Origin of the sequence: Paraburkholderia sp. WS6 (assembly GCF_030464835.1) — a bacterium.
Classification (GTDB): Bacteria; Pseudomonadota; Gammaproteobacteria; order Burkholderiales; family Burkholderiaceae; genus Paraburkholderia; species Paraburkholderia madseniana.
This window is the reverse complement of record NZ_JALQCK010000039.1, coordinates 20437-38626: the sequence shown is the minus strand read 5'-3', so window position 1 is coordinate 38626 and position 18190 is coordinate 20437. Positions and strand designations below refer to the sequence as shown.

20 protein-coding genes and 3 pseudogenes are annotated in these 18190 nt (G+C 60.1%); 12 read left to right on the top strand and 11 right to left on the bottom strand.

The window, feature by feature from the left end:
• Positions 1-38 precede the first annotated feature (38 nt).
• Together M0D64_RS33970 and M0D64_RS33965 are read left to right on the top strand one after the other, a co-directional pair.
• A complete protein-coding gene (locus M0D64_RS33970; RefSeq protein ID WP_266261082.1) occupies positions 39-449 on the top strand; it encodes a hypothetical protein in 411 nt (136 codons plus the stop codon).
• A gap of 134 nt (positions 450-583) precedes the next feature.
• On the top strand, positions 584-1831 hold the full coding sequence (locus M0D64_RS33965) for a DUF2252 domain-containing protein (RefSeq protein WP_266261021.1): 1248 nt from the start codon (positions 584-586) through the stop codon (positions 1829-1831).
• A 159-nt stretch (positions 1832-1990) separates the two neighbouring features.
• Here M0D64_RS33965 and M0D64_RS33960 read toward each other — a convergent pair whose 3' ends face one another.
• The 5 genes and pseudogenes from M0D64_RS33960 to M0D64_RS33940 form a co-directional block, all read right to left on the bottom strand.
• Positions 1991-2536, bottom strand: coding sequence for a bacterioferritin (locus M0D64_RS33960; protein WP_097389068.1), 546 nt, complete (start codon positions 2534-2536; stop codon positions 1991-1993).
• Between the two features lie 776 nt (positions 2537-3312).
• Positions 3313-3558, bottom strand: a pseudogene (locus M0D64_RS33955) (glycosyltransferase family 4 protein); the annotation flags it as partial.
• Positions 3559-3789: 231 nt separating this feature from the next.
• Positions 3790-4389, bottom strand: coding sequence for an SAM-dependent methyltransferase (locus M0D64_RS33950; protein WP_266261019.1), 600 nt, complete (start codon positions 4387-4389; stop codon positions 3790-3792).
• Positions 4386-5411 carry an acyl-CoA dehydrogenase gene (locus M0D64_RS33945; protein ID WP_266261018.1) on the bottom strand — a complete coding sequence of 342 codons (1026 nt, stop codon included), beginning with the start codon at positions 5409-5411 and terminating at the stop codon, positions 4386-4388. Before M0D64_RS33945 ends, M0D64_RS33950 begins: the two co-directional genes overlap by 4 nt.
• Positions 5412-5711: 300 nt before the next feature.
• Positions 5712-6185 (bottom strand): PRC-barrel domain-containing protein, encoded by a 474-nt coding sequence (locus M0D64_RS33940; protein ID WP_266261017.1) that lies wholly within the window; start codon positions 6183-6185, stop codon positions 5712-5714.
• A 681-nt stretch (positions 6186-6866) separates the two neighbouring features.
• Between M0D64_RS33940 and M0D64_RS33935 the strand changes: the two genes are divergently transcribed.
• Together M0D64_RS33935 and M0D64_RS33930 are read left to right on the top strand one after the other, a co-directional pair.
• Positions 6867-7337: a transposase gene (locus tag M0D64_RS33935; protein ID WP_266261016.1), complete on the top strand. Its 471-nt coding sequence runs from the start codon at positions 6867-6869 to the stop codon at positions 7335-7337.
• A 103-nt stretch (positions 7338-7440) separates the two neighbouring features.
• Complete coding sequence (locus M0D64_RS33930; protein ID WP_097389062.1) at positions 7441-7833, top strand: PRC-barrel domain-containing protein; 393 nt, start codon at positions 7441-7443, stop codon at positions 7831-7833.
• A 91-nt stretch (positions 7834-7924) separates the two neighbouring features.
• Here M0D64_RS33930 and M0D64_RS33925 read toward each other — a convergent pair.
• Positions 7925-8026: pseudogene (locus M0D64_RS33925) on the bottom strand (response regulator); the annotation flags it as partial.
• Positions 8027-8101: 75 nt separating this feature from the next.
• On the opposite strand from M0D64_RS33925, the gene M0D64_RS33920 reads away from it, so the two are divergent.
• Both M0D64_RS33920 and M0D64_RS33915 read left to right on the top strand, forming a co-directional pair.
• Complete coding sequence (locus M0D64_RS33920; protein WP_266261015.1) at positions 8102-8380, top strand: hypothetical protein; 279 nt, start codon at positions 8102-8104, stop codon at positions 8378-8380.
• 136 nt (positions 8381-8516) lie between these two features.
• On the top strand, positions 8517-9419 hold the full coding sequence (locus tag M0D64_RS33915) for a YihY/virulence factor BrkB family protein (protein ID WP_171927255.1): 903 nt from the start codon (positions 8517-8519) through the stop codon (positions 9417-9419).
• Between the two features lie 38 nt (positions 9420-9457).
• Here M0D64_RS33915 and M0D64_RS33910 read toward each other — a convergent pair whose 3' ends face one another.
• Together M0D64_RS33910 and M0D64_RS33905 are read right to left on the bottom strand one after the other, a co-directional pair.
• Positions 9458-9721, bottom strand: coding sequence for a zinc-binding dehydrogenase (locus M0D64_RS33910; protein WP_323135789.1), 264 nt, complete (start codon positions 9719-9721; stop codon positions 9458-9460).
• Between the two features lie 64 nt (positions 9722-9785).
• On the bottom strand, positions 9786-10031 hold the full coding sequence (locus M0D64_RS33905; RefSeq protein ID WP_266261077.1) for a DUF6723 family protein: 246 nt from the start codon (positions 10029-10031) through the stop codon (positions 9786-9788).
• 533 nt (positions 10032-10564) lie between these two features.
• Between M0D64_RS33905 and M0D64_RS33900 the strand changes: the two genes are divergently transcribed.
• Positions 10565-10735, top strand: a complete 171-nt coding sequence (locus tag M0D64_RS33900) for an MgtC/SapB family protein (protein WP_308102530.1) — start codon at positions 10565-10567, stop codon at positions 10733-10735.
• A gap of 215 nt (positions 10736-10950) precedes the next feature.
• Here the strand turns inward: M0D64_RS33900 and M0D64_RS33895 are convergent, their stop codons facing one another.
• Together M0D64_RS33895 and M0D64_RS33890 are read right to left on the bottom strand one after the other, a co-directional pair.
• Positions 10951-11454: a DUF421 domain-containing protein gene (locus tag M0D64_RS33895; protein ID WP_266261013.1), complete on the bottom strand. Its 504-nt coding sequence runs from the start codon at positions 11452-11454 to the stop codon at positions 10951-10953.
• Between the two features lie 113 nt (positions 11455-11567).
• Positions 11568-12164 carry a ParB/Srx family N-terminal domain-containing protein gene (locus M0D64_RS33890; protein WP_266261012.1) on the bottom strand — a complete coding sequence of 199 codons (597 nt, stop codon included), beginning with the start codon at positions 12162-12164 and terminating at the stop codon, positions 11568-11570.
• 1341 nt (positions 12165-13505) lie between these two features.
• Here M0D64_RS33890 and M0D64_RS33885 point away from each other — a divergent pair.
• Both M0D64_RS33885 and M0D64_RS33880 read left to right on the top strand, forming a co-directional pair.
• Positions 13506-13637, top strand: a complete 132-nt coding sequence (locus M0D64_RS33885) for a hypothetical protein (RefSeq protein WP_257020617.1) — start codon at positions 13506-13508, stop codon at positions 13635-13637.
• 15 nt (positions 13638-13652) lie between these two features.
• Entirely contained in the window at positions 13653-14015 is a 363-nt protein-coding gene (locus tag M0D64_RS33880; protein WP_266261075.1) for a PRC-barrel domain-containing protein, read from the top strand.
• Here M0D64_RS33880 and M0D64_RS33875 read toward each other — a convergent pair.
• Positions 13914-14246 (bottom strand): annotated as a pseudogene (locus tag M0D64_RS33875) (YSC84-related protein); the annotation flags it as partial. The gene M0D64_RS33880 and the pseudogene M0D64_RS33875 sit on opposite strands and share 102 nt — an antisense overlap.
• A gap of 575 nt (positions 14247-14821) precedes the next feature.
• Here M0D64_RS33875 and M0D64_RS33870 point away from each other — a divergent pair.
• The 3 genes from M0D64_RS33870 to M0D64_RS33860 all read left to right on the top strand — a co-directional run bounded on the left by M0D64_RS33870 (position 14822) and on the right by M0D64_RS33860 (position 17351).
• Positions 14822-16117, top strand: coding sequence for an NRAMP family divalent metal transporter (locus M0D64_RS33870; RefSeq protein WP_266261011.1), 1296 nt, complete (start codon positions 14822-14824; stop codon positions 16115-16117).
• 456 nt (positions 16118-16573) lie between these two features.
• Complete coding sequence (locus M0D64_RS33865) at positions 16574-16870, top strand: CsbD family protein (RefSeq protein ID WP_154567733.1); 297 nt, start codon at positions 16574-16576, stop codon at positions 16868-16870.
• A gap of 106 nt (positions 16871-16976) precedes the next feature.
• Positions 16977-17351, top strand: coding sequence for a phage holin family protein (locus M0D64_RS33860; protein ID WP_171927251.1), 375 nt, complete (start codon positions 16977-16979; stop codon positions 17349-17351).
• Positions 17352-18190: the final 839 nt, after the last annotated feature.

Genomic DNA, 18190 nt, shown 5'->3' with positions numbered 1-18190 from the left:
TCTCGCGTCCTACCAGGGCAAACGGCGGAGGCAGTCCCGTGTCGGCGCGACCGGCTGAAAAAGCACCGATGCCCGTGGAGGTCCACGAGCCGCCTGCGTCGCCCATCTCCCTGGCACAGCAATTCCTATCGCCAGTCGTCAACCCCCTTGAGACCACCGGCATCGTTCTGGCGGTTGCCACCTGTATCGAGAAACTGGAATTCATCGACGTGCTTTTCGGGGATCGCCCACCGCTCACTCCGCCGACCAACTTCTATCAACGGATACTGGCAGACGATCCCCAGGAAGCGCTCCAGCAAGCCGAGACATTGTTGAAGGAAATGCCCCTTGTCGAGTACTACGACTCTGTCGCCCTTGAAGGGCTGAAGCTTGCCCGGAACGCCCAGCCGGCGACTTTGCGGAACGGTCGGGTAAGGAAGCGGGTTGTGAGCCAACTGCCACGCGAGTGAGCGAAATATCGCCGGACACGAATTAAGCACAATCTCCCTGACATACCGGGCCCGCGCGCGCCAATAACTTTTGGTGCATTCTATCCAACAAGCGATGCCTCTGGACCACGTCCAATTTATCTCGAGATCACGCCATGGCCAAAAAGAAAACCGACGAAAAGAAGCGTACAAGGGGTGTAAAACTGCCTGACTTCAAAAGCCGGCAGGCCATCCTGCTTGCCACACGTAACGCAAAAATGGCGCGGTCAGCCCATGCCTATGTCCGTGGGAACACCACGCAGTTTTACGAATGGCTTGATGCAAGTGACAATAAAGCTTTGCCCGAGGGCCCCGCGATATGGATCTGCGGAGACTGTCACACCGGCAACCTGGGTCCTGTTGCGGATGCCCAGGGCCGCGTCGAAGTTCAGATCCGGGATCTCGACCAGACCGTTATCGGAAATCCCGCCCACGATCTGATTCGGCTAGGGCTATCGCTTGCGACCGCCGCGCGTGGTTCGGACCTGCCCGGGCTGACCACGGTCCATATGATGGAGGCGCTCGCCGATGGATATGAATGCGCGTTCGACAAGGCCGCAAAGGGAAAGCATCTCGATCTTGGCGAAAAGCCAGAGACCGTGCGGGTTGTCATGAAGGAAGCGGTCCGCCGATCCTGGAAGCACCTGGCAGTCGAACGCCTTGAAGACACCAGGCCGACGATCCCGCTCGGCAAGCGTTTCTGGCCCCTCACGAAGGATGAAGCTGCACAGATATCCTCATTGTTCGAAAAGGGTGCCATCAGCCAGCTCGCCACCAGTCTGCGGGGACGCAGTGATAGCGGTCAGGTGACCGTGCTAGATGCCGCCTATTGGGTGAAAGGGTGTAGTTCGCTTGGCCGCCTGCGCTATGCCGTGCTACTCGACGTGGACGGCGGTGTGGTTGAGGGAGACGACCTTTGCCTTGTCGATATAAAGGAAGGGATAAAGGCGGCAGCCCCTCGATACTCGGGCGCAAGTATGCCACGCGACAACGCGGAACGCGTCCTTGAAGGGGCGCGCCACCTGTCGCCGTTTCTAGGCGAACGGATGCGCGCAGACCGATTGCAGGACCGGTCAGTGGTCATCCGGGAATTACTTCCGCAGGACATTAAACTCGAGGTTGAACAAATCAGTCAGGCCGAAGCGATGGATGTGGCGCGCTACCTCGCGCAGATCGTCGGTAAAGCACACGCCCGACAGATGGATCACGGCTCCCGCCGGGCCTGGCTGAAAGAGTTGAGGCGCAACCGTTCCAAGACCATTGATGCCCCCCCTTGGCTATGGAACAGCATTGTCGAACTCGTCAGTAGTCACGAAGCTGGATACCTCGAACATTGCCGCCGATATGCACTAGCCGGAATGTAGTCAGATACGGCCGACGTAACGACGTGCACCATGGCCAAGTCGGGACTCTCGCCCGCCGGCACCGCGCTACAGTCGACTCTGAACGCGCGGGCCGCCAGTTCTGGGAGCCTACAGATAGATTGAAATCGACTTTGCCCCGCTCTTGCGTGGGCCGTCCGCTCAGCTCTTTGCCGGCAGGCCTCCGAGCAAATCCGCCATGTCGTCAGCGTGTTCTTCTTCCACTGCGAGAATTCCCTCCATCATGCGCCGCGTCGTCGGGTCTTTTTCGCCGAGGTACTGGATGATGTCGCGATAACTGTCGATGGCGATGCGCTCAGCGACAAGGTCTTCCTTGATCATGTCTACGAGGGATGTGCCTTCCACATATTCAGCGTGGCTCCGGCTCACCAATCCGTCGGGTGCAAAGTTGGGTTCGCCACCCAACTGGACTATGCGTTCTGCAATCTGATCGGCATGACCCTGCTCCTCGTTCGAATGGACCAGAAACTCATCTGCGACGCTTTTGGATGCCGGTCCCTTTGCCATGAAGTGATGGCGCCTGTACCTCAGCACACAGACGATTTCTGTGGCCAGCGAGTCGTTGAGTAATTTCAGGACAGTTTCGCGGTCCGCCTCGTAGCCAGCCGTTACCGCACCTTCGTCGATATGCTGACGGGCACGCTTGCGCAAGGTCTGGACGTCCGTCAGGAAGGGTTTCTGGGACATGAGAATCTCCTTGAAATTTCAATAAAAGACATTGATCTACACATCCGCTGAGACCGACCAGAATGACGGCGCAAACGCGGAACGATATGTCGTGTTCTCCGCCAGCTCACGGCAGGGAGCCACACAGAGGCATACTTGAACTCGGGTAAAGACTTCAAAGACTGATCGCGGCGCCAGACGGTACAACCTGCCTTCAGTCGACCTGATTGCCGCTGGACGGAACCGCGATCTGGGCCGAGTGGGATCATTTTTATGTCCAACCGGCAGCAAGGCACGTGCCCCCGCAGTGCAGCACGGGTGAGAGTGGCGGCCTGGAATGGAATAGACAACGCCCAACGTACCGGGCTGCAATGAAGTGAACCGTGAAGAAGCGTTGGCATGCGATCGGCTAGAGTCACGGGCACCGCGCCTCCGAGTAGTTGCGACGGTGCAACCGCGCTTATCCGAGCGCGTCCAACGGCAACGGTTGGATGCACGGGCAGACCACACTGCAGAACGTCCCGTCCAGTAATGTCGGGAAGACTTCCATCGTCCACGAACGGACAAATGATATTTCCCGCTTGAGCGATTTACGGCGCCTTTCAGCCAGGTGGGCTCCAGCGTCGGTGTACTGAACACCATAACGATCATGAATGTAGATTCGACCCGTTCCGTGCGAACCCAATGCGTCGCGGCAAACGAACGGGATCTGTGACCTTGACCCTGCGAAGCCAACCCCGTGACCCATAGCCAGCGGATCGCACTCCCCTCCAGACCCAGCTCCGTCCAGACACGAATCAACCGGTGACGGTTTGCAGTATCGCTGTGCGTTGCCCGCCGTGACGCAGCGCCCCAAAGCTGTCGACGCATTTCTGCGCCATGGTCCTGGCACCGAAGCGCCGTTCGAATCGAGCCAGTATTTCCGTTCGCGACAGTTCGTTGAGATGTTGCAACGTACGTATGGCACTCTGAACGTCCTCGCAGATATAACCGATGGCGCCGTGATCGATCACCTCGGGTACAGAGCCACAATTGAATGCGACGAAGTATTCCTGGTCGACCTTACCGGTCTTTCGAGCAGTCAACGCATCAGATCCCAGTTCCTGGTCCAATGCATGATCGATGATGTCTTCTTCGCAACAAGCACGTCCAGCGTCTGCTTAGCGACTGTAACGGCACGATCGCTGGGCGCGCGCAGCCACAGACGGTAGGCTGACGAACGACGATACCCAGCGGCGTGTCAAGGGGCCTAATTCCTCGCATCGCGATGCCGATCACACCAGGCCCTCCCATTGCGCGACAGAGCGAGCGCACTTTGACCAGAGTTCGAGTGTGAAATCCGGTTCCACGTGTTCAACCATTCGATGCAGTAATCCGGGCCGACGGAACGCGTTCGATATGTCGTCAACTGTCTGCGCCCATGGTTCGATCGGGTACCGCCAGTGGCAACTCACTACGTAACCATCGTCTGTCAATGACAACAGCACGTGCTCGACGAGTGACGCGAGTTTGCGTGGCGCGAGGTAATACGCCAGTTCGCTGAGCACGATCAGGTCGAATCGTTCATGGGGCCAATGCTCAGGCATCTCAAGCTGCTCGACGCGTGCCCCGGGAATGCCAGTGAGGCGATGGCGGGTGAGCTCTACCGCACGCGATGAAAAATCCGAACACAAGAGCCGATCGCAGCGCGTGGCAAGTTCCGCTGCAATTGATCCGTTGCCGCAACCCGGCTCAAACCCATGCCTAAAACGCTCGCGTGGTAGTGCGGCCAGCATGAGCGCGCGCTTTCGCCGTTCGTACCAACTGATGTTGCACCGCCAGGGGTCATCGTCGCGTCGGAACTTGTCGTCAAAATACTGTACGCGCGTCGTCATAGCGACCACTCATCGTGATCGCGCGCAACCGACTGGCCGAGCGCAGCGAGGTCATGTTCCGCGTGGCTCTGCCGCACAAATACTGGCAAGTCGGCACTCATCTGCGCAAACCAGCGGTCGCGGCAAAAGGGCGTTGCACCCAACGCACGTCCTGTCGCCTCCAGAACCGTGCAGACCGCCGCTTCCGTCACGCTGCGGGCACGAAGCGCGACTGTCATTGCATTGCAGTGCGGGTTATCGTCGATCCACGCGGCCGTCTCGCGCAGTACTGAGGCGGCGCTGGTGAGCGCGGCATCGACCGTCCCCAGGTGTGCGCGCCTGTAAGGATCGTCGCGACGCACGACCGCGCGACGCAAGGTGTTCCCAAGCGCAGCTGCGGCGCCATACCAGCAGGCCGCAATACCCGCTGCACCCTGCCAGAATCCCGGGCGGCTCAGATACTGGCCCGATACGCCGACAGGTGTTGCGGGCACGGCGTCAAACTCGACTTCAACACTTTGTGTTGCTGCCATGCCGACCGCATGCCAGCCCCGTTCGGTTACATGGATACCGGGTTGCCGAAGGTGGACTGCAGCAAGCCATTTTTCCCCGAGCGAGTCGCGGCAGGTGACAAGCGCGTCGGTGACGAAGGCCGCTCCTGAGCACCACGCTTTGGTGCCAGTGAGTGTCATTACCGCATCGCAGTCGCGGTCCGCCCGCAAGACTGCGTCAGGAGGCTCGGCCGCCCACACAGCCCAGATGCCCCCGGGCGTGAGCGCCATCGGAGCGCGTGATTCGGCAAGAATCGCGAGCGCGTCCGTGTGCGACTCATAGATTTTTACGAGCGACAGGTCACGGCCGGCGATCGTCGCCAGGACACGCCAGCGCGCCAGCGTGGCGCCGCGGCCAGGCAGCGGCAAGCGGTACCCTGAACCGGTCAGCGCTGCGCTCGCCCCCGCGAGTGCGTTGACGCTTCGGCACGGAAGATCCAGCTTGGCCAGAACGCCATCAAGTACAGAATATTCATTCGGATAATTTGGCATGACATATCAGACAGCATGGCTAGCCGCTTTCCAAGATCTCGGACAATCTGAAGCCCACCACATCGCGTTGGGCATTGACGCACCAGGGGCAGCATCGCTTCCGACGCTGGGTCTTCGCTCGTCGGCACATGGCGTGCTGCAGTGTATTGGTGCCTCAGTCGGTCACGATGATCCAACTCGGACGCCGACTTGCATCCGTGTGCGAAGGCTGAATCAAGCCCCTCGAGTTGAATCAGGTGGCGAGTTCACGTGAGGCGGAGATGTCAGTTCCTCTGACACCACCGTCTGTTTGCCGTGCAGTTAAAGGTCGCGGGGGTCTCCTTCGACAACATCCCGCGTGGCCATCCAGTATGGCCGGCGGTTGTAGTAATCGTGCACCGAAGAACCCCACTGGGGGTCCACCATCGAAGGCCAATGGTCCTTATCGAATCCGGGCGCGTTTTTGATACTGTCCGCGGTCATGTCGAACAGGCGGAAGCACTTCTCGTCCGTATCCAACGTGAGCGCGCTCCATGGGATAGCGTGCAGCGTGTCGCCCATTCCGAGAAAGCCTCCGCTCGACAGCACGGCATACGCGATGCGGCCGCCGCGCACATCGAGCATGATGTCCGCGATCTTGCCTACATGTTCACCATCCGACGTGAAGACCTTGTTGCCGTCGAGCGTGGCTGCGGCCATTACGTATGGGCCGGGGCCGTTGCCGCTCGCGATGCCGACGATGTGCGCGCCTGTTCCAGTTGACGGTTGCTGGATGCTTGGGTCAAGTGCGGTCATGATGTACTCCTACTGGATCGGACCTTATTCCGAGCAATCGGCATGCCGCACCGTAATGCGGTCAACGAATTGCACGGCCCGCCGGTCGTCAACGGCCCGGGCCGTGCCTCCCATTCAGGCGGCGCTCTTCCGAAGATCGCAAACTTACGATCGCAGCGGGTGAACGCGCACAACGGATCTGCAATTGCGTGGACTTCAGGACGTCGACACGACGCTCGCGCTACCGAAACGGAAGAAGATGCGACGTACAGTCGTGGTCGCTGGCACGCGCAAGCATTGGCGAAAGCGCCATACGCAAATGAGCCGAGAATCTTTGCTACATACGGCTATAGAATGAAACCGAACGCTGATGGCCGGGAATGCCCGTTGCGTGAGGGGTCACGTGGACGCTGACACCTCGTCAATTGCCGACGGCGATACCCTGTCAAAGAAACTTCTGCTAGCAGATGATGACCACTCCGCGTGTGCTGCGGTCGGGCTATTTTTCGAGTCCGAACAGTTCGAAGTGAAAACGGCGGGCGACGGAATCGAAGCGCTACCTCTTTGCACGACCTGGCACGCAAGCGCATGCAGCTTGTACAGCAACGCACCCTGCACATCCTGAGTATCGAAAGCCTGCTGGCCAGACAGTTGAACCTGCGCATCAATGGTGAACACATATAACGTCTCGACGACGCCGCGGTGCGGGCACTCACGCTGCCGCTTTACGTCGAGCGCGCGCTGATGGCGAACCTGGCGGTCTTGCGCACGCTACGCGGGGAGATTCCCTCCCTCGAAGCCATTCTTCATCAGAAAGTAAAATTGCGCTCGGAGTTTCGCGTCCTCAAGACCACGCCAGGCATCGGCGACTCGCTTGCCGCAACCATCATGCTCGAGACAGGGAGCATCACGCGATTTCCCGACGTCGGCCACTTCAGCTACTACTGCCGTTGCGTCGAGAGCGAGCGGATCTGCAATGGAAAGAAAAAAGGTGAAGGCAATGCCAACCCGCCCCGTGCTCGCACGACTTGCCGTTTGCAACAGACTGCGCGGCGGCAACGTGGCGTGCAGAAAACGCTGTTTCTTGCTGGGTCCTGCCACCTGGGCACGTCGTTAAGCTTCGCGCGCGGCATCGTCGATGGTCAATCGTTCCTCCAGTTTGTCCAATACTAGCCAGGTTGGGCGGCTTAACGCCGACAGCGGGAACAGTAGCAGCGCGCGGCATGATTTTTGCGTCTGCCACTGTACATGCGCTAGCCGACAGAAGGTGAACACCATGATTCAACGAGTGACCACGCTTGTTTCCGCAGGACTGCTCGCCGCGATTTTCACCACAGGTGCCCTGGCTCAAGGTGTGCCTCAATCCATTACGGAGAAGCGGACCGATGTCGTCCAACTCTCCGCTGGATACCGAGCCTCCAAGCTCGAAGGCGCAACCGTCTATAACCGCGAAAAGGACAAGATCGGGACAGTGGACGACCTCGTCGTAGCGCCGAATGACAGCAGCACTTACGCGATTCTGTCCGTGGGAGGCTTTCTGGGGATGGGCAAGCATCTGGTGGCGGTGCCCTTCCGCGATCTCCAGATCGACCGGCGGCAGCTCATCCTGCCGGACGCAACGAAGAAGTCCGTGGAGGCGCTGCCCGAATTCAAGTACGCGCCTGAGTAGGCGCGGGGGCTCGCCTTCGGCGACGAGCGGCGAGAAGTCTCGCGACGGCTGCGCCCAATGGCCTGCCCCTCGCAAATTTTTCAAACCACAGGCACTCGAAGCCATCGGCGTCCAGCAGCAATCGCAGCGCGTCGGATGCCCCCGGGTAATCGTCGAGTACGAGCACGCGCCCATGCGGCACCGAAGCCGCCATGCGAACGCGGAACGCGGCTTGCTTGGTTATGAGCGTCGAACTTTTGGACAAGAGCCGGCGTAACGCGAAATCGATGTGTACGGCCATTGGCTCGAACAGGAACTGACTACGGTGGGCGCGCGGGTGATTGTCGCGTTGGGCGTCACCGTGCTGAAAGACCGCAATGCGCATCCGCGGGACGCGCTCGGCAACGTGGTCGTACATGGAGAACGGCTCGTGGTGACGACCTATCTCCCGTCGTTCGCGCTGCGCGCACCCGATGCCGCCACGCGTGAGCGCACATACAGCGCCATCGTCTCGGGTCTGCGCCACGCGGGCGAGTTTGTGCACGAGCGCCACGGGTCCGACAGGTAACTCAGGCGAACTGCCTCGGCCGCTGTGTTCAGTCCACCCGCCATTCCAACAAGGAGCCCTTCATGCCTGTCGACCATCCGCCACCCGCCGTGCCCGTTGCGCCCACTGCGCGCGTTTCGGCGCTCGCGCCGCAGCCATGAGCGTCGATACGCTGCACCGCGCGCGCAGCATTGCACGCCATCCGGGCGCTTTCCTGTTGCAGACGCTGAAGGCCTTTCGCGCCAATCAGGGCATGTTGCTGGCGGGCGCCGTAGCTTACTACGCTCTCCTTTCGATTGTTCCGCTTCTGATCCTGATTGTCATTGTGCTGTCGCACGTGGTGGACCAGCGCCTTCTGCTCAACACGCTTGCACGTTTGCTGCGCTGGCTGGTGCCGGGCCAGGCCGACGCGCTCGTCCATGAACTCGCTAATTTCCTCGCGCACCGCGCGGTGATCAGTTGGGTGCTGCTCGTGACGATGTTCTTCTTCAGCTCGCTTGCTTTCACCGTGTTGGAGAACGCGATGTCGGTGATCTTCGTGCATCGGGTGGCGATCCGCCGGCGGCATTTCATGCTGTCGGCACTGCTGCCGTATTGCTACATCCTCTTTCTCGGCGTCGGCCTGCTGATAGTCACGTTTGTTTCCACTGGCTTGCAGGCGGTCGGCGCGCAAGGTATCGATCTGTTCGGCCGCCATGTTTCGCTGCAGGGATTTTCGCGCGCGCTGCTGTATCTGCTGGGGGTGGCAGGAGAAATCTTCGTGCTGACATCGATTTACCTCGTCATGCCGGTTGGCCGCCCCGTGCTTCGGCACGCGTTGTTCGGCGGCGTGACGGCGGCCCTACTGTGGGAAATCACGCGCCATATGCTGGTCTGGTATTTCGCCACGTTGTCAAAAGTCAGCGTAGTTTACGGCTCGTTGACGACTGCCATCGTGATCCTCTTCAGTCTCGAATGGCTTGCCACGCTGCTGCTGTTCGGTGCCCAGGTGATCTCCCAGTATGAGTCTTTTGGCATTGGTGCCGGGCCGCCGCCCGAACAGGGACTCACCACCCGCTGAATTGCGCCTGCGCGGCAGGATATTCCATCCATGCCGTATCACCGCTTTGCGGAATTGATCGGGAAGCGAAGGCGGTTGTGTCCGCGTATATGGCCCTTGTCGATCAACGCGGAGATTGCGATTGGTTGGCCGCCATCGGGTCGCGCCGTGAAGCGTTCGCGGCGCACGCCACGGCGGGACGCTTCGGTTTGCGACGGTTCGGCGAGCATCGAAATCAGCGCGCCGCCTTTCGCAACCCCGTTCCACGAGCGCGTCTGCGTTTCGCCGCCGACCAGGTTGAATACCGGATCGACCTCGGGCACGACGTCCTCGAATCGTGCGCTTACATGCCAGAGCCGCCACGTATGCCGCGTACCATCAGAGGCGTTACTCTTCGGGCACAGCCCGGTCTGCCGCAACGATCTTGCGGCCATACTCCACTGCCGCCTCACGCGCTTCCGCCGGCGTCGCGAAAGGTCCGATCTGCGGCGCGCCGTCGAACGGGAACAGAATCTTCCGGTCAGACTTCCTGATCACCCTGAGGCTGCCCATATATCGACCGTCGCCAGTGCCATGGTAGCTCGCGTAAATCTCGAAGTCGCCGTCGGAAACATCCGCCTTATGTCGCGCCATTGCTGATTCGTCGTTCATGTTCTTGAGCCGCTCTTCCTGCTCGACGCCGCGGACTATGCGACCGGCACGCGCCGTGCACCGGGTTGCTTCAAGTGCAAGCGTGAACGACTCGAGGAGGCCATGATCTGGCAGAGCAATCCGTATTCCCGAAGTCCGAAAACACTGACGAATCGGTTTGGCATGTGCCTTGCGTGTCCTCTGTCTGACTTGTCCGGCTCGCGGTAGCCGATCGGCAACCACCAGTATGCGAGGCGTCAATCGACCGCCCAGTAGAGAGCCCCACTACCATGCAACCGATGCCGCTCGTCCCCGGCTGGCAAGACTTCGCGATCCGGTTCGCTGTGGCGCTCGTCGCCTGGCACCGCGATCGGCCTGAATCGCGGCGAATCGTGCAAGGCTGCAGGTTTGCGCACGACCCTGCTGGTTTGCCTTGCCGCGCGTATCGCAATGGTTCAGGTGAACGCTTTGCCGCCGCAGACCGGCAATCCGGATAATTCGTTCGCAGTGCTAGATTAAATGCGCCTGCTCTTCGCATCCTGACCGGCGTCGGTTTCACCGGTGCGGGTGCAAATCTGCGCAAGGACGGTCTCATTATGGGTGTGACGACCGCCGCGACACTGTGGTTCGTCACCGTGATCGGACTATGCGCTGGTGGTGGTCAGATCGCGCTGGCGGGGGGGGGGCCAATACCGCGCTCGGCCTAAACGTGCTGCAATTGCCAGGTGTGCTCGAACGCCGCCTGCCGCACACCCATCGCGCGTGGCTGACGGTTGAATACGCCGAGGAGTAAGCGAACCCGCGGCGCAACGAACAAGAATACGCGATCACACAGTCGGACGATCCACTCGCAGGCAGACGTGTGTCTCGAAAGTTTCAGCTCCGCAGACTGCAGGCAGCGCGAACCCTCAGCGCCGAGCGCTTACGGTCGCGAAGGGTCCGTCTTTCGGATAATACTTATCTCGCCGTTGCGCTCGAGAATCGCACTTTTCACCCGGTCGAGGGCATCGGAGCCGAGTTCCTGGCGAACTGTCTCAAGGACATCGGTTCGGGTTATCAACGCTGCCAGCATCTCACGTTCGTTAAATCTGCCGTCACCGTAGACCTCTCGCTCAACCCCTACCACTAACGATTCCAGCGCCCGAGAGCGAATACACGCCCAGGCGAGTGCGCGATGGGTCAGAACGATAACAAGCGACGCGACAAGGGTCGGGACAGCGGGCGACGCACCAACAATAGCTCGGCTCAGTGTCGCACCGAGCAGAATGGCAACAACATAATCGAAAGGCGAGCGCTGTCCGAAGGAACGTCGCCCCGATATCCGAATGAAGACCAGAGCGGCAAAAAACGTAGCCGCCGCGCGCATCGCCATCTGTAATGAAGAAAGATCGTTTCCCTCTCCGAAAAGTGCAGTGAGTATTTGCATATCTGTCTCCTCCTGAACGACACATTCCGGCGGATGATGGGCATGCCCGAGCCCAATGGGCGCAGCAGGAAATTACCCCGTCCTGGAGTGACACTTCGTAGCTTGCAGTTGTCTCAGGAACGGGTCTCGCCGATGTAGCCCGGCAACCCCTCCGCGACTGAACTCTTTGCCAACTTCAACGCCTGTCGTTCTACGGAAGCAAATTCTTCGTCAGTTCCGGGATACGGAAGATAGGTGCGAAACAGGTCCGCCCACCGGAACTCTTCGAGGGGCACCGTCGTCTTTTCGTAGCCGCCAGCGTCCCGAACCGACGCCGCGAGGCTGCGATATTCGTCGTCGGCTAACGCCCAGACGTGGTCCGGCATATCCGCGAAGTTTCTGCGCTGACCTCTGGCGTCGTACGGGTAGGTCCAGCGCTGGTTTTCCATTGACAGCCAGAACTCCCGGTAGGACAGCGACGACAAGTCGGCAACCAGCACTGCCGGCATCGTCTTGATCCCGGCACGCCACAAAGCGGTCGCGACGTGATGATGATCAATCGCAAAAGGCGAACCACCAGGACCCAATACAACAGGAACAGGCTTTTCCGCTATTGCCATCTCAAGGTCATGGCCGGAAAGCGATCGATAAAACCGGGTCTTCTGACGTATTTCGCGCAGACCGTGCGTCAGTTGGGTTGGGCGCAGGTTTTTGATGGTTGCAGTATTCAAAGCTCCTCCCTCTTCGGACGGGGGAATTCCTCGGCCCATCATAGGCGGCACGGCGATGCTACCCTAAGGCCACGGCTAACGGCTGGTAATGCTTCAGCTCGGCGATGCTTTGCTGAACAGCGCGTGCGACCTCAAATCCGCCCGTGCCGAGCATACGAACGTCGATAGTTGCAACTCCTCGACGAAGTTCCGACATCAGAAGGATGGCATGCCCGCGCGTTCGACAAGTTCGCGAGTCTGGTCACCTGTTGGGCCGGTTCACCGGTCGCCTTTTGCCTGGCCTGACCGTAGTCGCATGGGTGGTGACAGGGCCGATGAGCTAACCAGAGCGTGCTTCAGTAGAGGGAGAATCCTCGAAGCAAACGGTGTTTGGTCGCGGCGGCGAACGCCAACGTCGGGACGAGCGGGGTCGATGCTCCTAACAAGCTACTCATCAATCGGAAGCATTACACCGGCGGTCGGCGTCATCTCACTATGCCTGAAACCGCAATACGCGCGACCGCCAGACATCGTCAAAGCCTACCTTTCAACTGCCACCCGAACCCGGATTGGCGGCCGAGGCCGGCGTGGCTGCGCTGGACTTCTTGTGCATCTTCTTGTGCGGAGTAGAACCAGCGGGTGCCATGCTATTCGCCCCGGACGCGCCCGACACAGTATCGGTTGAACCACTTGCGTTCGGTTTGCTCATCCCCGTGCCGCCTTGCCCCCCGGCCGCCCCGCCGCCGCCCGCACCTTGTGCGTAGACGGACCCTGATATACCGACAAATAATGCTGAAATCAACATTCCTCTCGTCGCAACTCGCATGACAGTCTCCCCAAATGCGAAGCGGTCGTTAGCACCGGAAGGTGTGAGCCCGCGTTCTATTCGCCGCAATTCCCATGCCGGAGGTCGGACAAGGAACCCACGGTGAACGCGATACGCTGTCGTGCGGTCGCGGTCGAGTCGACCACGGGGCGCGATTTTGCGTGAGTTGCGCTCACGCGCCACCGTCATAAGCTCCAGAGCTTTCTTTCTCGCACATCCGTTGATGCCGGCACGCTACAGTGTCTACCCTTCGTTCTTGGCGACGGTGCCTCGCTGCGCCGTTGCCGCCGCGCCCCGTCATCGTCTCCATCCCGGCAGGATCGGGAAGTGAGTACATCGGCAGTGCGCAATTGCATTGCGTGGCACAATTGGCGCGCCCCAGACATGACGATCGTCCGGTCGCCGCAACGAGGCGCTAACATGAGAATGATGGGAGCGCGGGCGGTGAGCACGATGCTTTCACCGCGAACGGCACGATCGCGCCTGCGGGCCCCATTCGTTCCTTCGTTGACTGACTGACACGTAGCGAGTTTGATATGAAGTTCGCCATCGTCACCTGCTCGGTTATGCTTGCCACCGCGTTTGCCACCGACACCCTGCAGGCCCAGGGGACGGTGCAGTCGATCACCACGACCCGCGTCGACGTCGTTCACCTGGCGTCCGGATAATGGGCCTCCAGAGTCATCGGCTCAATCGTCTACAACGAAAGCATGGACACGATCGGAACGATCGACGATCTGGTTGTGAATCCCAAAGATAGTGGGATGTACGCCATTCTGTCCGTCGGTGGTATTCCCGCTCCCGGCACCCACCAGGTCGCGGTGCCATTTGACAGTCTGCACGTCGTCGATAAACAGATGCGTTTGCCGGGCACCCTCCGGGACTCGCTGAAAGCGTTGCCCGAATTCAGATACGCGTCGCCTGGACCATCAGGACTCAGCGTGTCAGATCCTGAGCCGCGTGACCTTGGTGCCTTCCGGCGACACGCCGGCCATCAGCCCGGCATTGGTCAGCACCAAGGCCTGTACCGGCGCGGTCGCGGTTGACGTATCGATATTGCCGTTCGCCCCGACTTTCACCACGGCGACCGTCGCGTCGGCGCCGACTGCCCAGCCATCGCTGTTGCGGAAGCGGTCGAGCGCATCCTGTGTCATGAACAGGAAAATGATTGCTTTGGACTGCGCGCCGATTTGCAGACCGAACGAACCGCCAGCCGTGCTGTAATAGCCGACTGTTTGGCCGCCAACGCGCAGCGCGCCTTCGCCGTACTGGCCGCCGCTTTGTACCGGTTACGGGAAATCAAGCGGAGCGCAGAGCTGGATAGCGCAAAGATGCTCGCGCACCGCGGATTCGTGAATTATTTGGTGGCCCGATTCATGCTGCGCTTGATGGAAACCGGCGGGAGGCCTTCATGAAAACGCGGATCTTCACTTACCTCGAATGCCCATGCGGACATCGCGGAGCCCTCATCGAAACAATAGACGCAGGCGTTTTTTCAAACGGTTGGCATAAGGCGTGGCTGCGCGGGTTGACCCATACCGGGACGTACGACGGAGAAGACCGACTGTTTGCGGAAATGAAACCCGGGTGCCCGGCGTGCGACCGGAGTCCGGGCCCGGATGATGTGGTCGGACGCAGTGAGTTGCGGGAGACCGGCGAAGTGCTGCGAAAAAAAAGCGAGTCCGAAGCGTCAGAGGCAACGCCTGGCGTCGGTTGCTGACCGGCGGGACCGGACACCCCGTGGGAGGCTTCGACGCGCCCAGCGTGACATGCAGTCGCTTCATGAAAGGTTCAGGGGGCAGACTTTCCCCGCTCGTAGTACATGCCACGCACTTTTCCCAAAGGCGCCGAAATGGACATCGACATCGACCCGTCCGACAAGCCGGATCCCGAGGTTCAGTCGTGGCTGGAAAAGCTCGGTCCGGGCCTGGTTACCGGCGCCGCGGACGACGATCCGAGCGGTATCGCGACCTATTCGCAGGCGGGTGCGCAGTTCGGCTTCAACATGTTGTGGACCATCATCATCACCTATCCGCTGATGGTCGCCATCCAGATAGTCAGTGCACGATTGGGGCGCGTGAGCGGTCACGGGCTGGCGACAAACATCAGGCGCCACTATCCCGCGTGGCTGCTCTACGGCTCCGTAGTCCTCCTCCTGGTTTCCAACACAATCAACATCGCGGCCGACCTCACGGCAATGGGCGCGGCGGTCAACCTGGTAATCGGCGGTCCAATGCGCATTTACACCGTCGCGCTTGCATTCATTTCCGTACTGCTGCAGCTCTTCGTTCCCTATCGCAGTTATGTTCGCGTACTGAAGTGGTTGACACTCGCGCTGTTCGCTTACGTGGCCACGGTGTTTGTCGTCCAGATCCCGTGGCAAACGGTGCTGGTTCGTACCTTTATTCCGCACCTGTCCTGGAAAAGCGATTACCTCACGACGGTCGTTGCTGTATTGGGTACAACCATCAGTCCGTACCTGTTCTTCTGGCAGGCTTCGCAGGAGGTAGAAGAGATGCGCGCCGAATCGGGCCAGCGTGCACTCAAGAATGCGCCTGGCCAGGGTCGGGCCAACCTGCGTCGCATCCGGATCGACACCTGGATCGGGATGGGATTTTCAAACGTGGTTGCTTTTTTCATTATCCTGACGACTGCGGCAACCCTGAATGCGCACGGCGTGACTGACATACAGACGTCTTCGCAGGCCGCTGTCGCGCTGAAGCCCATTGCAGGTCGGTTCGCTTTCACTCTGTTCAGTCTGGGAATCGTCGGCACAGGCCTGCTCGCGCTGCCAGTGCTTGCAGGATCTGCAGCCTACGCGATGGCGGGCGCGTTCAACTGGCGCAACAGCCTCGCGCTGAAACCGCAACTGGCGAAACGTTTCTACGGCATCATTGCCCTGTCGACTCTGATCGGTCTCGGGATCGGCTTTACAAAAATCGATCCCATCAAGGCGCTTTACTGGAGCGCCGTGATCAACGGAGTGGTTTCCGTCCCGATCATGGGACTGATCATGTTCATGGCAGTGAATCGAAAAATCATGGGTAGCTTCACCATTCCTACGCGCCTGCGCGTCACGGGATGGGCTGCAACGATTGCGATGGGCGCAGCCGCGCTCGCCATGTTGTGCTTCATGCTCAGCCCCTGAACGCACGATCGGTGCGGGCGCCACTGAAGCGTTCTTTCCCGTCTGCCCAAGCGCACTCCAACAGCCACGTCGCAGAGGCGACGAGGCGTTCCTAAAAAACACCAAGGAGTCAGCGGGTTTCTTCCGTCCGCTCGGCTTGTCGGGTCCACCGCGCGTTATCGCGCCGGACCGGCCATGCGCGCTTCGTGGCATTGCTTTCATGCTAGTCCAGCTGGACGACTGGATCAGCACCTTGCGTCAGACTAACGAAATGACACCGGCAGCTGGATACGGAGAGCGCCCGCCGTTCGTATTCGCGTGTCAACGAATTGTCGAGCTGGGCCCAACTCTTGCGCACCAGTTGGTACGCTATCCCGATGCCTATTCTTTGCCTTGCAGAGAGGCGCGGTTCGCGATTTTCACACACTGGCGTAATTTACCCGTGCGGCCCGGCCGCACTCACTCGAGGAGCAGACAATGGAAACGACGAAAGGAGAAGGAACGCTACGGGAAGTTGCTGGCGACGTACAGCAAGCCGCCGGGAACCTGCTGGACAATGCCGGTGCGCAGTTTAGCGGAACAGCGAAGGAACTGGGTGGCAAAGCGCAGCAACTCTATGCCGATTTTGCGGATGTCGTACGCGAGTCTACTGTGGAGCGGCCGCTCGCAGCGCTGGCGATTGCCGCCGGCGTGGGCTTTATCCTCGGAGCGCTACACGCAGCGAATCGCACGAGGCCCGATAACGTTCGGAGCGACTGGAGAGATCGGGAGTAAGGCTATTCGCGTCTTGCCCTCAACGAGACCGAAGAGGTGCAGACGACAAGCCCCTGGCGCGCCGCCACGGCGTTTCCGCAACCAGCCAGCCCCGAGGAGTGCCGCAATGTCCATCCGTTCGAAAGTCACCAGGTGGCGAAACGTCGGCAGATTCTGCGTCGAACGAGCCACTGATTATGGTGAGCTACTCGGTGTCGAACTTGAAGAGACCAGGAAATGTCTGGTCCGCGAGTTAAGCGCACTCGTTGCCCTGGCCGTCGCTGGCCTTTTCACTCTTTCGTTTGTGTGCATTGCGATCATCGCGACGGCTTGGAGGACGCCCTATTTTCTTCCCGTGGTATGGGGCGTCGCCGCGATGTGGCTGATCGTGTCATTTATCTCCCTGCTCCTCGTTCTCGCTCAGAAACCCGGCCGCTCGCTTCATGTTCTGCAAAGGGAGATCCGGAGCGACCTCGACACGTTGAAGGAAGCGCTCAAATGAGCCGCGCATCTACCGATCGGGAAGCCGAGACTGCCATACTGCTGCGCATGGCGGCATCACGCGCAGCATTGCTTGCGGCAAATTGCACGCCACCATCAGTCCCGGCCGTGCACGGGCGGACGCGGTCTCCCGCAGTTGACGTGATCGCTTCGCTTGCAGACGCACCGCGCGTCACGCTGCTGGTTGCACTGTGCGTCGGCGCAATCGTCCTCGGACCTCGGCGCACAATCGGAATTGCCAGCCGTTCGGGGATCACCGCGTTTCTAGGCGGAACCGTCCGGAAAGTGATTCTCAGATCTGTCTGACTTGCATCCTGGGACGGCGCGGCCAGGTCAGTTCAGACTCGCCAAACGTTCCCCCACCCCGACTCAACCGCGGCCCGGCTAGCCGTTAGCCCGTTGCAGAACTCGTCGCGCCGCAAATTCGCCTGGGACGCGCTCTCTTGCGGCCATGACAGGGGGTTACGACCGGGACTGCTGCGGCATGTCTTTTGAAATCGCCGTGCGTTTTGGTTACGGAGGCAGGACGCAATTGTTTATCGCCGGTACATTAAGGTGCAGGGCTCGCGCCATTTGAAACTGGCCGCCGCCGCTACGCGTCGGCGGCTGCCAGAACGACGTGCCGGCCCTCCGCGGAAGACTACGAACCGGTCGCCGTAAAGTGCCCTGGAGATGATCATGATGTACTCTGAAAATATCAGGTGAGAACCTTTATGCGCAACGAATATGCCCGCCGGCTTGCCCTTGGAGGGCAAGACTCCCAGAGGATCGTTTGCCCGGTGGTTCAGCAAATACCGACGAACATATGCACCCCGCGCATCGGGCACGCTCCTGCCTTCG

What these genes read in the sequence shown, in the direction of transcription:
- M0D64_RS33930 (WP_097389062.1), top strand. Translation starts at nt 7,441, where the DNA reads ATGATTCAACGAGTGACCACGCTTGTTTCCGCAGGACTGCTCGCCGCG.
- M0D64_RS33885 (WP_257020617.1), top strand. Translation starts at nt 13,506, where the DNA reads ATGAAGTTCGCCATCGTCACCTGCTCGGTTATGCTTGCCACCGCGTTT.
- M0D64_RS33950 (WP_266261019.1), bottom strand. Translation starts at nt 4,389, where the DNA reads ATGACGACGCGCGTACAGTATTTTGACGACAAGTTCCGACGCGACGAT.
- M0D64_RS33960 (WP_097389068.1), bottom strand. Translation starts at nt 2,536, where the DNA reads ATGTCCCAGAAACCCTTCCTGACGGACGTCCAGACCTTGCGCAAGCGT.
- M0D64_RS33860 (WP_171927251.1), top strand. Translation starts at nt 16,977, where the DNA reads ATGTCCATCCGTTCGAAAGTCACCAGGTGGCGAAACGTCGGCAGATTC.
- M0D64_RS33895 (WP_266261013.1), bottom strand. Translation starts at nt 11,454, where the DNA reads ATGCAAATACTCACTGCACTTTTCGGAGAGGGAAACGATCTTTCTTCA.
- M0D64_RS33945 (WP_266261018.1), bottom strand. Translation starts at nt 5,411, where the DNA reads ATGCCAAATTATCCGAATGAATATTCTGTACTTGATGGCGTTCTGGCC.
- M0D64_RS33940 (WP_266261017.1), bottom strand. Translation starts at nt 6,185, where the DNA reads ATGACCGCACTTGACCCAAGCATCCAGCAACCGTCAACTGGAACAGGC.
- M0D64_RS33915 (WP_171927255.1), top strand. Translation starts at nt 8,517, where the DNA reads ATGAGCGTCGATACGCTGCACCGCGCGCGCAGCATTGCACGCCATCCG.
- M0D64_RS33870 (WP_266261011.1), top strand. Translation starts at nt 14,822, where the DNA reads ATGGACATCGACATCGACCCGTCCGACAAGCCGGATCCCGAGGTTCAG.
- M0D64_RS33965 (WP_266261021.1), top strand. Translation starts at nt 584, where the DNA reads ATGGCCAAAAAGAAAACCGACGAAAAGAAGCGTACAAGGGGTGTAAAA.
- M0D64_RS33865 (WP_154567733.1), top strand. Translation starts at nt 16,574, where the DNA reads ATGGAAACGACGAAAGGAGAAGGAACGCTACGGGAAGTTGCTGGCGAC.
- M0D64_RS33905 (WP_266261077.1), bottom strand. Translation starts at nt 10,031, where the DNA reads ATGGCGCGACATAAGGCGGATGTTTCCGACGGCGACTTCGAGATTTAC.